The sequence below is a fragment of the Rhodococcus sp. 06-221-2 genome (assembly GCF_002258365.1).
GTDB classification, from domain to species: Bacteria; Actinomycetota; Actinomycetes; order Mycobacteriales; family Mycobacteriaceae; genus Rhodococcoides; species Rhodococcoides fascians.
In genome coordinates, this window is sequence record NZ_NOYJ01000016.1 from 338,135 (window position 1) to 352,632 (window position 14,498).

Here is a 14,498-nt window from a genome sequence, read left to right on the forward strand (position 1 = left end):
TCCTCGTCGATTCTATCCGAGCGCCAGGTGGGCAAGCGTTTCGCTCACCTGCGCCGGGGGTAATCGACCGCTCATGCCCACCTCATCCAGTCTCCCGTATCCCCTGGGCGTCTCGCGTCTGTCCGACGACGGTGCCAACCTCGCCGTCTACTCCGAAACAGCCGACTCGGTGTCCGTCGTCGTGATGAACGACGACGGAACAGAGCGCAGTACAACACCGTTGACGCTTCGCACCGGTCACGTCTTCCACGATCTGGTGCCCGATGTCACGCCGGGAACGCGATACGGTCTCCGCGTCGACGGCCCGTGGGATCCCGCCTCGGGACTGCGTCACAACCCGGCGAAGCTACTGCTCGACCCGTACGCCACGGCCGTCACCGGCCAGGTCGACTGGAACGAGTCGGTGTTCTCGCATCTGCATGCAGAGCCGGAGACCCGCAACGACGAGGACTCCGCACCGCACATGCCGTATTCCGTTGCAGTGCAATCGAACTTCGATTGGACCGGCGACGAGGCACCGCGCACTCCGCTGGACCGCACCGTCGTCTACGAGGTCCACGTGAAGGGCTTCACCGCCACCAATCCCGATGTTCCCGAGGACATTCGAGGAACATACGCCGGGCTGGCCCACCCCGCCGCGATCGCGCACCTGAAGCGTATCGGCGTCACCGCAGTGGAGCTGCTGCCCATCCACCAGTTCGTCCAGGATTCGCACCTGCTCGAAGAGGGCCGCCGAAACTACTGGGGCTACAACTCCATCGGCTTCTTCGCCCCGCACAACGAGTACGCCAGCACCGGCGACACCGGCGGCCAGGTGGACGAATTCAAGGCACTGGTCAAGGCGATGCACGAGGCCGGTATCGAGGTCATCCTCGACGTCGTCTACAACCACACAGCCGAGGGCAACCACCTGGGACCGACGTTGTCGCTCAAAGGAATCGACAACGGCTCGCACTACCGACTCGTCGACGACGACCGCAGCGCCTACTACGACACCACCGGCACCGGCAACAGCCTCAACGTCGGACATCCCGCGGCGCTGGGCCTGATCATGGACTCGCTGCGGTACTGGGTCACGGAGATGCACGTCGACGGATTCCGTTTCGATCTCGCGAGCACCCTCACCCGTCAGGACTCCGGCCTCGATGTCCACAGCGCGTTCCTCGATCTCGTACACCAGGATCCGACGCTCGCGCCGGTCAAACTCATCGCCGAGCCATGGGACACCCAGGGCTACCAGGTGGGCGGGTTCCCGGCCCGGTGGTCGGAGTGGAACGGTAAGTTCCGCGACGACGTTCGTGACTTCTGGCGCGGCGAGGACGGCGCGTTGTCTGCTCTTGCGCAACGTGTCACCGGCAGCCCCGACGTGTACGAGAGCACCCGGCGCCCAACCTTGGCGAGTGTCAACTTCATCACCGCCCACGACGGCTTCACCCTGGCCGACCTCAACTCCTACGACGAGAAGCACAACGAGGAGAACGGCGAGGACAGCCAGGACGGCGAATCCGACAACCGTTCGTGGGGATGTGGTGCCGAGGGCCCGACCGACGACGAGGGTGTCAACGCACTCCGCGCCCGCCAGCAGCGTAATCACCTTGCCACACTGCTCCTTTCGGCCGGCGTCCCGATGATCCTCGGCGGCGACGAACTGGGCCGAACGCAGAACGGCAACAACAACGCGTACTGCCAGGACAACGAGGTCTCCTGGTTCGACTGGAGCACGGTCGATCAGGATCTCGTCGACTTCACCACCCACCTGATCTCGCTGCGCGACGAGCATCCGGCGTTGCGTCCCACCTGGTTCCGGCACGACAGCGATTCCGAGGAGGACGGGGCAGGACCCGATACGGTCGACTTCTACCGCGCCGACGGTCAGAAACTGATCGACGAGGATTGGTCGGACGGAAACGCGCACAGCATTCTCATCCTGATGCGTGCGGGCGAGGGAGACGCGGCGTTCGCCTGGATGGTCAACGCCTCACCTGCGACAGTCGAATTCACGCTGCCGGAGGGCAAGTGGAGTCAGTCGACGTCGAGTGATCCGGATCAGGCGTACGAGGCGGGCGGACCGTCCATTCTGATTCGCGAGCATTCGTTCACGTTGCTGCAGGGCTGATCGGTCCGTTGTTCGAGAATCTGTAGCCACTCCTCCGATTCGGAGCGTCCGGCCCACGCGATGTATCCGTCGGGCCGGACGAGGACGGCGGGGCCGCTGTCGGTACGGCGGACGATGCCCGTTCGCTTGCAGTCGTTTTCGCCGATGATCAGGAACGAAGCCTCGCGCAGTGCACTGGTGACCGTGCCCTCGGTCAGCGGAATCTGCACGGCTCGGGTGCCTACCAACGGGTGCTCGCCGCGCCGGTGACCGTACGAGATCCCGATGCCGGAGAACATGCCGGCAATCTTGCCGACGGCCCGTGGTCGCCGAAGCACCCGAGCCGAGATAGTGTTGCGTACCGAGCGTGCAATCGCCGAGCGCAGCAACAACATTCGGATTGTCGCGCCGCTGCTGCGCACGACCATCCGCCCCACCGGATGACGTTCGTCGTGGTAGGTGTCGAGGAGCGACTCGTCGGCACCGTTCAGAACGGCCGCCAGTTTCCAGCCGAGGTTCATCGCGTCCTGGATACCGGTGTTCATTCCCTGCCCGCCGGCAGGTGAATGCACATGCGCCGCATCGCCGACCAGAAAGACCCGGCCCTCTCGATATCGCGATACCTGCCGTTCGTCGCAGGAGAATCGCGAGCTCCAGCGAATCTCGCTCCAGCCGTAGTCGGTGCCGAATGCACGGTGCAGGACTCCGCGCAGCGTCGATTCGTCGACCGGATCGCTTTCCGCGGCATCATCCGTGCGATCCCAGGCTATGACGCGGAACCACCCGTCTCCGAACGGCGCCACGAATGCAAAACAATCCCTACCTGCGTCGACGTTGATCAGACCGTTGGGCGGGTCCGTCAGCCGCACGTCCGCCAGCATGATGGAGCGAAGCAATTTCCTGCCGGGAAAGTCCATACGGATTGCGGTGCGTACGGTGCTGTGCACTCCGTCGGCAGCCACCACGTACCGGGCCGTCCACTGCTGTTCGCGGCCGTCGGCGTCCTGGCCGTGCACGGTCACACCGTTGCTGCCCTGCACCAGGCCGCTCACCGTCACCCCGCGCAGGATGCGGGCACCGTGATCACGTGCATGCGATTCGAGCACACCGTCGACGTTGCTCTGAGGTGTGACCAGGAGGAAGGGGAACGACGACGGGAGCACACCGAGATCGAGCTCCAGTCCATTCCACAGTTTCAGGCCCGAGGCACGAATGCCCGTCGTCAGCACCGCATCCGCCAACCCTCGGCTGTCGAGAATCTCGAGGGTGCGTGCGTGCACGCCGAAGGCTCGCGACAACGGCGAGAGCGCGGCATGCTTCTCCAGCACCGTCACCGACCGACCGGACCGGGCCAGTTCGCCGGCCAGCATGCAACCGGCAGGCCCGGCTCCGACGACGAGGACATCCGACTGATTCATGGCGCGCTCCCGAGGCTTTCGATTTTACGGTCAACAGTTGTTGACTTCCGACGATAGACCCGTCGAGCGCAGCGGTCAACGGTCGTTGACTTAGAGTACGTACATGGCCGACAGACCCCTCCGATCCGCATCCGCCACGCGCACCCGCATTCTCGACGCGGCCCGCGCGCAGTTCGCTGCCGACGGCTACGACCGCACGACGATGCGATCGGTAGCTGCCGTCGCCGGCGTCGACGCGGCGATGGTCGTCCGATACTTCCGAACCAAGGAAGCGTTGTTCGCCGAGGCCGCGACGTTCGAGCTCGATCTTCCGGATCTCACCGCAATTGCGCTCGACGACATTGCAGAAGTGTTGATGCCCAGGTTCTTCCAGGTCTGGGAGGAGGACGGGACCTTCCTCGCCCTGATGCGCGCTGCGGCCACGAACGCGGCGGCAGCGTCGACGATGCAACAGGTGTTCGCCACACAGGTAGCGCCCGCTCTGGCCGCCATCGCGGTGGACCGGCACGACGAGCGCGCGGCGCTCGTCGGATCTCAGATACTCGGTCTGGTCTTTGCTCGCTACGTGCTGACCATTCCACCACTGGTCGACATGAGCCACGATCAGCTGGTTCGGTGGGTGGGGCCGACGCTGCGGCGCTATCTCACCGAACCTCTGTGACCGACGGACCCGAGCGATCAGGCGGCAGGCAGTACCTTCGTGAACAGCACGGCCCCGGTCGCGTCGCAGAGGTTGACGGTCAGATCGCGCGAGTCCCCGTCGATGAGCACTTCACCGAAATGCTGAAACGCGTCGAGTGGCGACGCGTTCGGTTCTGGTGGCGCGTGCACGAACACTGCCTCCGGGCCGAAGGTGCCGTCCAAGTCGTTGGGGCCGAACGCGCCGGCGTTGAGCGGCCCACTGACGAATTCCCAGAACTCGCGAAATTCCTGGTAGGCCGCCCGCTCCGGCGAATAGTGATGCGCTGCTGTGTAATGCACGTCGGCGGTGAGCCAGACGGTGCCGGTGACGTCGTTCCGGTCGATCGCGGTGAGCACCTGCGCGATGTCGGTCTCACGGCCCAACGGCGCACCGGGGTCGCCGTTGCCGACGCCTTCCTGCGCGACCTTCCCATCAGGAACGACGAGTCCGAGGGGCAGGTCGTTCGCGATGATCTTCCACGTCGCGGTGGAGCGGGACAGCTCGTCGATCAACCACTGACGCTGCGCCGAGCCGAGGATCTCCCCTGACGCAGCGGTGTTCGCACCGTTCGCATCCTTGTACGTGCGCATGTCGAGGACGAAGACGTCGAGCAGCGGCCCGTAGGCGATCTTGCGGTACACCCGGCCGTCGACGGCTTCTGTGGGCGCGATGGGCAACCACTCGTGAAACGCCTGCAACGCTCTCTGCGACAGCAGGTCCACATCCTTCACCGTGTATTGCTCCAGGTCGAGGATCTCACCGGGATACCAGTTGTTGACGGTTTCGTGATCGTCCCACTGGACCATCTGAGCGACAGACGAATTGAAGCGGCGGTAGTTGTCGTCGGTGAGATTGTAGGCGTACTGGCCGCGGTACTCCTCGAGCGTCTCGGCGACCTTGGACTTGGCCTCGCTCATGGTGTTTCGCCAGATTCGACCGTCGGGAAGTGTCACGCGCTCCTCGAGCGGGCCGTCCGCATAGATGACATCGCCGCTGTGCAGGAACAGATCCGGCTGCCTGTCGGCCATCGCCGAGAAGACCGTCATACCGCCGATGTCGGGGTTGATGCCGTAACCCTGGCCTGCGGTGTCGCCACCCCACAACAGGCGGATGTCGGATGGGCCGTCAGGAGCTGTGGAGAACATTCCGGTGACGGGTTCCGACGTCGCGCCGTCCTCGCCCTCGAGCGTGACCCGATAATGAACCTTCTGTCCCGCAGGCAATCCGGTCAGGCGCAGCACTCCCGTGCCGTCCGACTGCGGGGTCAGCAGTGGCCCGCGCATCGTCGTCACCGAGGAGAACGAGTCGGTCGCGGACGTGTCGACGATCATCGTCGCCGGAGTATCGGAACGTGCCCACACCAGCGCTCCGTCGGCACGCACATCACCGCTGGCGACGCCGTGTGTCAGCATCGGCCGGGTGCGAACCAACGCCGGGCTGCACGCCAGCACGGGCGTGGCAGCGGCACCGAGAGCGGCATATCTGAGGAGGGATCGACGGGTGAGCTGCATACCCTCCACCGTCCAGCATCGACATGAACGGCCCGTAGCGCCCAGGAAGACAGACGATTTCCGCCACAACTCGTCACGCAGTCCGATGAGGAACGCGGCCGGAGGATCGGAAAACACAACCACCGATCCCGACCCTGCGGCGCTACCTCACCGAACCGCTGTGAGGCGTCAGCTCACCCCGGCGCGCACGTCCGGTGCCCCGAGCCTGGCCGCGTCGGCGGTCTCGTCGTCGGGCTGTTGCTGTGAATCCCGTTCTGCCAGAACACGAAGACGGTAGTGCTCGATCTCCTCGGCCCGGTGCTGATCGTCCCAGCCCAGAATCGGAGCCACCAGCCGAGCCACTTCCTCGGCTGCTGCTTCACCACGATCGGGAACCTCGATGGAGATACGGGTCCGCCGGGTCAGGATGTCCTCGAGATGCTGGGCGCCTTCATGACTCGCGGCATAGACGACCTCTGCCTTGAGGTACTCCGGTGCGCTGTCGAGAGGCTCACCAAGTTCGGGATCGGCGTCGATCAGATCCAGCACCTCACCCATCAGGGTGCCGTACCGACCCAACAGATGCTCGACGCGTGAGACCCGCATGCCGGTACGTTCGGCCGTCAGATTGCGGGAGTTGTACGCCCCGAGGTAGCCGTCGGCCCCGACGAGTGGGATGTTCTCGGTGACACACTTGGGCACTGTGCGTTCGAGCCCGTGCACCGCGGCATCCACTGCGTCCTTGGCCATCACGCGGTAGGTGGTGTACTTGCCACCGGCAATGACGGTCAGTCCTCGCACCGGGCTGGACACCGCATGCTCGCGGGAGAGCGTGCTGGTGGAGTCGGATTCTCCGAACAGCAACGGCCGCAGACCTGCGTAGACCCCGACGACATCGGCGCGGTCCAGTGGATCGGCCAGCAGCTTGTTCACGTGCCCCAGGATGTAGTCGATGTCGCTCTGGCTCGCGGCCGGGTGAGCGAGATCGAGCTTCCAGTCGGTATCGGTGGTGCCGATGATCCAATGGCTTCCCCACGGGATGACGAAGAGCAGGCTCTTCTCGGTGCGCGTGATGATGCCCGTGGCGCTGTTGATGCGGTTGCGGGGCACCACCAGGTGCACGCCCTTGGATGCGCGAACCTGGAACTGTCCACGCCCGCCGACCATCTGCTGGACCTCGTCGGTCCACACACCCGCGGCGTTGATGACCTGCTTGGCACGCACCTCGAACGAACGACCCGTTTCCAGATCGCTCGCCACGACACCGACGACCTTGTCGTCCTCCCGAAGAAAGCCCGTGACGCGAGTGCTGTTGGCGCACAACGCACCATAGGCGGCTGCGGTCCGCGCAATCATCATCGTGTGCCGAGCGTCATCGACCTGGCCCTCGTAGAACTTCACCGCACCGCGAATCGCCGACCGCTTACCGGAAGGGAAGGATTCGAGCGTCTTCTTCTTACCGAGATGCTTGTGATGACTCGGGACGCCGCGTCCGGCACCCATGACGTCGTACACGCCGATGCCGAGCCCCACGTACGGACGGTCGATCACCTTTTCGAGCGGATAGATGAACGGGACCGGCCGAGCGAGGTGCGGGCACAACGTGTTCAGCACGAGCGAGCGCTCTTTGAGGGCCTCGAACACCAGCGAGAAGTTGAACTGTTCGAGGTACCGCAGACCGCCGTGGAACAGCTTGCTCGAGCGACTGGACGTGCCGGCCGCATAGTCGCGTGCTTCGAGCAGTCCGACCTTCAGACCACGCGTCACCGCGTCGAGAGCCGTTCCCGCGCCGACGACGCCGCCGCCGATCACCAGGATGTCCAGCTCTTCGGCTTCCATCCGTGCGATCGCCTCGGCGCGCGCGGTTGGACTCAAAGCCGTTGTGGTGGAACTCATTCTTCATCAACCCAATCGAGAGTACGTGTCACTGCCTTCTTCCAGCCGGCGTACAGCTTTGCCCGCTGGTCTTCGTCCATGGACGGTGTCCATGTCTTGTCCTCGGCCCAGTTCTGGCGAATGTCGTCCTCGCTCGCCCAGTACCCGACGGCGAGGCCTGCCGCGTATGCCGCTCCGAGAGCGGTGGTTTCGGCTACGACGGGCCGCACCACGTCGACGTTCAGGATGTCGGACTGGAACTGCATCAACAGTTCGTTGACGACCATTCCGCCGTCGACCTTGAGCACCTCGAGGTCGACGCCGGAGTCGGCGTTCATGGCCTCGATGACCTCACGCGTCTGGTACGCAGTGGCTTCGAGTACGGCACGGGCCAGGTGGCCCTTGTTGACGAATCGCGTCAATCCCACGATGGCACCGCGAGCATCGGCACGCCAGTGCGGAGCGAACAGACCCGAGAACGCGGGCACGAAGTACGCGCCGCCGTTGTCGTCCACCGAACGCGCGTCGGTCTCGATGTCCGCAGCCGAGGAGATCATGCCGAGGTTGTCCCGCAGCCACTGCACGAGCGAACCCGTCACCGCGATCGAGCCTTCGAGCGCGTACACCGTCGGCTGGTCGCCGATCTTGTAGCAGACGGTGGTGAGCAGGCCGTTCTTGCTCATGACCTTCTCGGTGCCGGTGTTGAGCAGCACGAAATTGCCTGTGCCGTAAGTGTTCTTGGCCTCACCGGGAGACAGGCAGGCCTGTCCGAACGTGGCCGCCTGCTGGTCGCCCAGAATTCCGGAGATCGGCACACCGCGGAACGGTCCGCGTTCACGGCCCGTTCCGTACACCTCGGAACTCGACCTGATCTCGGGCAGCATCGACATCGGAATGCCCATGTCGGCGCAGATGCCCTCGTCCCACTGCAGGGTGTCGAGATCCATCAACAGCGTGCGCGAGGCGTTGGTCGGATCGGTGTAGTGCAATCCGCCGTCGGTTCCCCCGGTCATGTTCCACAGCACCCAGGTGTCCATGTTGCCGAAACACAGCTCTCCTGCTTCGGCTTTGGCCCGTGCACCGTCGACGTTGTCCAGAATCCACTTGATCTTCGGCCCGGAGAAGTAGGTGGCCAACGGGAGACCGGTCTTGGCGGTGTACTTGTTGGCATCGCCGCCGCCGAGTGCGGTCGCGATGCGGTCGGTACGGGTGTCCTGCCAGACGATGGCGTTGTAGATCGGCTTGCCCGTCTCGCGATCCCACACCAGTGCCGTCTCACGCTGGTTGGTGATACCGACTGCGGCGATGTCCTCGCGCGTCAGATCCGCTGCGGCCATGGCACCGGCCGCGACGGCGCGCACGTTGTCCCAGATCTCCGACGCGTCGTGCTCGACCCAACCGGCCTGCGGGAAGATCTGCTGGTGTTCCTTCTGATCGACGGCGACGACGGTGCCCGCGTGATCGAAGATCATGCAGCGTGAGGACGTGGTTCCCTGATCGATCGCGGCGACGTACTTTCCTGCGAACTCGGTCATGGCTTCTCTCCTGTGGTCTGGGTGTCTGCTGGGAGTCGTGATGGCGGCTCGGGCGTCGAACCTTCTTGTTTGCGTAGGTTCTTCCCGATCAACAGGTCGTACAGGAACACTCCTATCGGTCCACCTACGAGAGGTCCGACGATCGGCACCCAGAAGTACAGGCCGCCGTATTGATCTCGCCACGCTCCACCGTAGCCCGTGATGTACGACGCCAGGCGAGGTCCGAAATCTCGAGCCGGGTTGATCGCGTAGCCAGCGTTGGTGGCCCAGGCGAATCCGATGGCGACGACGATGAGGCCCACGATCAGGGGAGCCATGTTGGCCATCGGTGCGGTGCCGAGCGAATCGGTCACGGCCACGATGAGGAACAGCAGAATGGCGGTACCGATGATCTGGTCGATCAGCGCCGAGGACACACTCACCGGCAGTGTCCCGTTACCGGGCAGTGTCGAGAAGATGGTCTGGGTGGCGGTGGTGTGCCCTGGGTCGACCGCGTTGATCATGTCGTTGTAGTTCCAGCGCACCAGCAGCGCGGCCACGAAGGCACCTGCGGTCTGCGCGAGAATGTACGGCGCAACCATCTTCCAGCTGAATCCGCGGAAGAGTGCGAACGTGATGGTCACCGCGGGATTGAGGTGCGCGCCGGTGATACGGCCCGCGACATAGATACCGAACATCACGCCCAGCCCCCACGCCCAGGCGATCGAGTCGTGACCGCCGAGGCTGCCGGACTCACCACCCGAGACCACCTGAGCGACGACGCCGACACCGAACAGAATGAGAATCATGGTTCCGGCGAACTCCGCGGCCATGTGCGCCGGTAGCCCCCATTCCGGTTCCTTACGTGCCATCTTCCAGCCTCCACACAGTCAGTGATACACGCCACATTGCGTGCCATTTGCCACGGTAGACGGCCTGCACTGCGTTTCACAGCTGATGCACATATGTGCAATTCGGTCGTACACTGGTGCCGGTGACGGACACCGGCATCACTCCCGAATCCGACCTGCGGACCGGCCATGCCACCCAGGCGGCGCGGCTGTACTACTTCCAGGACATGACGATGGCGGCCATCGGCCGTGAGCTGGGCGTATCTCGTTCGACAGTCTCACGACTCATCACGTTCGCGCGGGCGTCGGGACTGGTGGAAATCAAGATCTCCACCCCACTCGGTCAGGCACCGCGGATCGAGCGTGCATTCGCCGATCTGTACGACATTCGTGCACACGTGGTGCCGGTCGCGGAGACGGTCGACGAACTGCAGCGTCTCGATCGGGTCGCGACCTTCGCCGGCCGACTACTCACGTCGTTCTTCGAGTCGGACATGGTGATGGGCGTCGCCTGGGGAACCACCGTCAGCGCCGTCAGCCGCAAGCTCGCCCCCAAACGAACCCACAACTCGAGCGTGGTGCAACTGAACGGGGCAGCCAACATGCGCACCACGGGGGTCTCGTATGCCACCGACATCATCCGGACGTTCGCCGACGCGTACGGGGCTGCGGCACAGGGATTTCCGGTCCCCGCATTCTTCGACTATCCGGAAACGAGGCAGCACCTGTGGCGCGAGCGCAGCATCAGGCGCGTGCTCGAACTTCAGGATCGCATGAACCTCGCCGTCTTCAGCATCGGCGTCATGAGTGGAGCCGTTCCGAGTCACGTCTACAGCGCCGGCTATCTCGAACGCGAGGACAGAGCCGAGCTGCAACGTGACGGCGTCGTCGGCGACATCGCCACGGTGTTCCTCCGATCCGACGGCAGCTACAACCGAATTGCGTTGAACGACAGATCGAGTGGTCCGAGCCTCGATCGGCTCAAGGCCGTCCCGCGCAGAGTCGCCATCGTGGCGGGAGAGTCCAAACTCGACGCCCTTACCGCCGCACTGCGCGGTGGCCTGATCACCGATCTGGTGATCGACGACATCAGCGCCGCGAAATTGGTGTTGCGCTCGCGCTGACCCATGTGAGTGGAAACTCGACCCCTGCTACGAACTTCCGCGCACGTGGGCAACCCTTGCGCTCGGCCGAATCTCGTGTCACTCTTGGTTCATGACAACAGGAAAGGCGGACACCGCCTCACCAAAGTGAGCGCCGTGCCGATGCCGTCGACATTCCCCCGTCGAGGCACATTCTCCGAAGATCCCGATTCCTACGCCGAAGACATCCGCGCGGTCTGTGCGCAACGCGACCGGTGGCTCGATTACGGACTGAAAGCCGGCCCAGCCGACAGATCTGTCGCGGAACATGCTGTGGCACAACTGTATCGATCTGCCGGGTTCGACGAGCCCGAGTTCCATTGGGTGCCGTCGCCTCGGGCTGCAGCGACCTTCATCGCCGGCAGACACTTGGCGAGAACACCGTCGATATCCACCGCCGGCACCGAGGTGGACGCCGCGATCGCGACCATGTTGTCCGACTCCCGGCACCGTATGGACCGCATCATCGAGCGCCGCCACATCGAATGGCCGCGGGAAGACCGGTGGAGCACAACCAACGGCAGCAACGACTTTCGAGTCCGCGGCATCGTCGCCCGCGGCACCCCGATCGAGGCGGCCCTCGCCGGTATCAGCCCGGATCCCATCATCGACCGGACCGTCCGTACGTCGTTGCACACCAGCCTGTTCGACGGAATTGCCACTTCCATCCGCACGACCACTCCCCGCCCGTTCGGCTCCATCACCTGGTACGGCCAACAGGAAGCCCATCGCGTCGCCTACTACGACGCTTTCCGTCGCCACGGCCTCGCCCGGTTCTCCTTCGAAGACGTCGAACTACTCGACGTCCAAACCGCCCTCATCGAGTCGACGGGCTGGTGGTGGGCGTTCGAGAACATCGCAGTGATGGCAGAACGGCCCACCGCCGTACACGTCGAACCGCTACCCGATTCACCGCACGGTGAAGTGCGGCTGCACAATTCGGAGGGCCCGGCCGTGCAGTTCGCCGACGGCAGCGCAGTCCACGTACTGAGCGGCACCGTCGTTCCGAGCTGGGTCATCCGCGACCCGACGGTCGACCGCATCACTGTCGAACGCAACGTCGAAGTGCGACGAAGCGCCATCGAACGAATCGGCTGGGACACCTACCTGGAGCAGGCCGGTCTACGCCTCGTCGACACCGGCCAGGATCCGGGGAACCCGGGCTGCACCCTGGAGCTGTACGCAGCACCGGAGGGCTGGCAGGACGGGGGACGAATTCTGCTTGCCGTCAACGGTTCTCGTGAACGCGACGGTCGACGGCGCCGCTACGGGCTGCGGGTCCCCGCTGCCTTCACCTCCGCCGTCGACGCGGCAGGCTGGACCTACGGTCTTGCCGGAGCCGACTATGCCCGGCTCCTCCGCCGTACGTGACTCCGCACGACCTCCATCGATACCCACCCCACAACTACCCACCCCGACGACCAACCACAGGTGACCCCATGAACTCGAACATCACGCTGTCCACTCTCACCAGCCGCACCGGTCTGGATGTCTTCGACTACCTCGACAAGGAGATATCGGTGCCCGTCGTCAACGGGTCGCAGGCCCAGGGAGATCTGATCGTCGTCCCGCTCGCCGTACTCGACGGCATCGTCGTCACCACCGAACGGACACGACACGAGACCGTGCCGTTGTCCGGCATCGAACTGCTCCGCAGTGCGGCGGGCGGCAATCCGCACAGCCTCGTCGCCGACGGCCGCGGGTGCACGTGGTCGAGTCCGGTGCACGACGTTCGACGCCTTGCTCTGGGCATCCTGAGCAATTCGGAGACCGCCTACCTCATTCACCCCGAACACGGAGCCACCGGAATTGCACCCGGCCGATACGTCATCGGGCGTCAGCGCGAACGCGGCGGAGACGGCTGGTTCTCGTCGACGCAACTGATCGCGGACTGACACACCGGCCAAGTGTGATCTGTATCGCATCACCCGGGCACTGATAGGTGCATCTCAGAAGGGGCGTCGGAGCAGTAAGTGTGACTCTATGTAGCACTAAGGTTCGCGTCATGACTGCTGTTGTCGCACAGACCGTCGCATGACCGGCGCCCCTTCGCCGGCGCAGAACCGTCTCCTCGGAATCGGACTGGTCGTGCTCATCGTGGTGTTCGTCGGGTGGAGTGTCACCTCGTACAACAAGACCTTCGTCGACGTCGTGACCGTCTCCCTCGAGACCGACAGCGTCGGCAACGCGCTGCCCCGCAATGCCGACGTCAAGGTGCGCGGCATGATCGTCGGCGAGGTCCGATCGGCTACGACCACCGACGGCGTCGTCACCTCGGAACTGGCGATCGAGCCGGACAAAGCGCCGATGATCCCCTCGAACGTCACGGCTCGCCTGCTGCCCAAGACTCTCTTCGGTGAGCGGTACGTCGCGTTGATTCCGCCGGACGGCAAGCCCGGTTCGCCCATCACCGAGGGCACCGTGCTGAAGCAGGATCGCAGCGGAAATGCCATCGAGGTGGGGCAATTGCTCGACGGCCTGCTGCCGTTGCTCCAAGCCGTGCCGCCACAGGATCTCTCGAACACCCTCGGCGCACTGGCACAGGGGCTCAGCGGCCGCGGAGAACAGCTGGGCCTGACGATCGATCGGCTGGAGAACATCTTCTCCGGACTGAACACCGAACTCCCCGCCATCCAGCAGGACCTACGCGGATTGGCGGACTTCTCCCAGACCTACGCCGATGCAGCTCCCGAGTTGGTCAGCGCTCTCGACAATCTGCGGACCACCGGCAACACCGTCGTCGAGAAGCAATCCGCGCTCGCGACGCTGTACACGTCGGTGTCATCCGCCTCGAACACGACGGCGGGCTTTCTCGAGGCGAACTCGACGCAGCTGATCGGTCTCGCCGCGAATTCGCGCGAGGCACTCGAAGTGCTGGCCGAGTTCTCCCCCGCCCTGGGTTGCACGGTCGCGCAGTTCGCCGAAGGGGCCCGACGCGGCAGGATCGTCACCGGCGTCGGCGACGAGTATCCCGGCATCAACGTCTCGATGCCGTTCGTCAATCCGAAGGGTCGATACCTGCCGAACCAGGACGAGCCACGGCTGTTCGAGCAGACCCGCGGACCGAGCTGCTACACCCCGCTCGACCGCAATGCGGGCGAATACTTCCCGCAGTACCCGGGTGGGTCACCCAACGACGGCTCGTACCAGGTGCCAACCAGAAACCCGGGCGAGCAGAACATCCCGGTGCTCTCGGCTCCACAGCTCTCCCCCGTACCCGCCTCGTATGCGGGCTCGGTCACCGAGCAGCAGACCCTGGCCGTCATCTACGGCGGTGCCACCGGAATCGCACCGGAGGCCGTCCCCTCCTGGACCACGACGGTGGGCGCGCCTGCGCTTCGAGGAACTCAGGTCACGCTCCGCTGACACCGCCTGATTGAATGGTCCGCATCCCCCGTCGACGAGCGCGGCGGGTAACGATTCAGGAGTAC

11 protein-coding genes are annotated in these 14,498 nt (G+C 64.5%); 6 read left to right on the top strand and 5 right to left on the bottom strand.

Annotated elements, in window-relative coordinates; genetic code table 11:
• Positions 1–73: 73 nt before the first annotated feature.
• Positions 74–2,116 carry a glycogen debranching protein GlgX gene (gene glgX, locus CH281_RS09170; RefSeq protein WP_094693852.1) on the top strand — a complete coding sequence of 681 codons (2,043 nt, stop codon included), beginning with the start codon at positions 74–76 and terminating at the stop codon, positions 2,114–2,116.
• Here the strand turns inward: glgX and CH281_RS09175 are convergent.
• Positions 2,047–3,513 (bottom strand): FAD-dependent oxidoreductase, encoded by a 1,467-nt coding sequence (locus tag CH281_RS09175; RefSeq protein WP_094693854.1) that lies wholly within the window; start codon positions 3,511–3,513, stop codon positions 2,047–2,049. The genes glgX and CH281_RS09175 overlap by 70 nt on opposite strands.
• A gap of 103 nt (positions 3,514–3,616) precedes the next feature.
• On the opposite strand from CH281_RS09175, the gene CH281_RS09180 reads away from it, so the two are divergent.
• The gene (locus CH281_RS09180) at positions 3,617–4,174 is read left to right on the top strand and encodes a TetR/AcrR family transcriptional regulator (protein WP_032367856.1); all 558 of its coding nucleotides are present in this window, start codon (positions 3,617–3,619) and stop codon (positions 4,172–4,174) included.
• A 17-nt stretch (positions 4,175–4,191) separates the two neighbouring features.
• Here CH281_RS09180 and CH281_RS09185 read toward each other — a convergent pair whose 3' ends face one another.
• The 4 genes from CH281_RS09185 to CH281_RS09200 form a co-directional block, all read right to left on the bottom strand.
• Positions 4,192–5,706 carry an alkaline phosphatase D family protein gene (locus CH281_RS09185; protein ID WP_094693857.1) on the bottom strand — a complete coding sequence of 505 codons (1,515 nt, stop codon included), beginning with the start codon at positions 5,704–5,706 and terminating at the stop codon, positions 4,192–4,194.
• 168 nt (positions 5,707–5,874) lie between these two features.
• Positions 5,875–7,581 carry a glycerol-3-phosphate dehydrogenase/oxidase gene (locus tag CH281_RS09190; RefSeq protein ID WP_032368695.1) on the bottom strand — a complete coding sequence of 569 codons (1,707 nt, stop codon included), beginning with the start codon at positions 7,579–7,581 and terminating at the stop codon, positions 5,875–5,877.
• Positions 7,578–9,095, bottom strand: coding sequence for a glycerol kinase GlpK (gene glpK, locus CH281_RS09195; protein ID WP_032367858.1), 1,518 nt, complete (start codon positions 9,093–9,095; stop codon positions 7,578–7,580). The genes CH281_RS09190 and glpK overlap by 4 nt, the downstream gene beginning before the upstream one ends.
• Positions 9,092–9,946 carry an MIP/aquaporin family protein gene (locus tag CH281_RS09200; protein ID WP_027494674.1) on the bottom strand — a complete coding sequence of 285 codons (855 nt, stop codon included), beginning with the start codon at positions 9,944–9,946 and terminating at the stop codon, positions 9,092–9,094. The genes glpK and CH281_RS09200 overlap by 4 nt, the downstream gene beginning before the upstream one ends.
• Before the next feature lie 122 nt (positions 9,947–10,068).
• Here CH281_RS09200 and CH281_RS09205 point away from each other — a divergent pair, with 122 nt between their 5' ends.
• From CH281_RS09205 to CH281_RS09220, 4 genes are all read left to right on the top strand, one after another.
• Positions 10,069–11,049: a sugar-binding transcriptional regulator gene (locus tag CH281_RS09205; RefSeq protein ID WP_027494675.1), complete on the top strand. Its 981-nt coding sequence runs from the start codon at positions 10,069–10,071 to the stop codon at positions 11,047–11,049.
• 141 nt (positions 11,050–11,190) lie between these two features.
• Positions 11,191–12,438, top strand: a complete 1,248-nt coding sequence (locus CH281_RS09210; RefSeq protein ID WP_094694014.1) for a DUF6745 domain-containing protein — start codon at positions 11,191–11,193, stop codon at positions 12,436–12,438.
• A gap of 68 nt (positions 12,439–12,506) precedes the next feature.
• Positions 12,507–12,962, top strand: a complete 456-nt coding sequence (locus tag CH281_RS09215; protein WP_032368697.1) for a hypothetical protein — start codon at positions 12,507–12,509, stop codon at positions 12,960–12,962.
• 139 nt (positions 12,963–13,101) lie between these two features.
• Positions 13,102–14,433: an MCE family protein gene (locus CH281_RS09220; RefSeq protein WP_032368698.1), complete on the top strand. Its 1,332-nt coding sequence runs from the start codon at positions 13,102–13,104 to the stop codon at positions 14,431–14,433.
• Positions 14,434–14,498 lie beyond the last annotated feature (65 nt).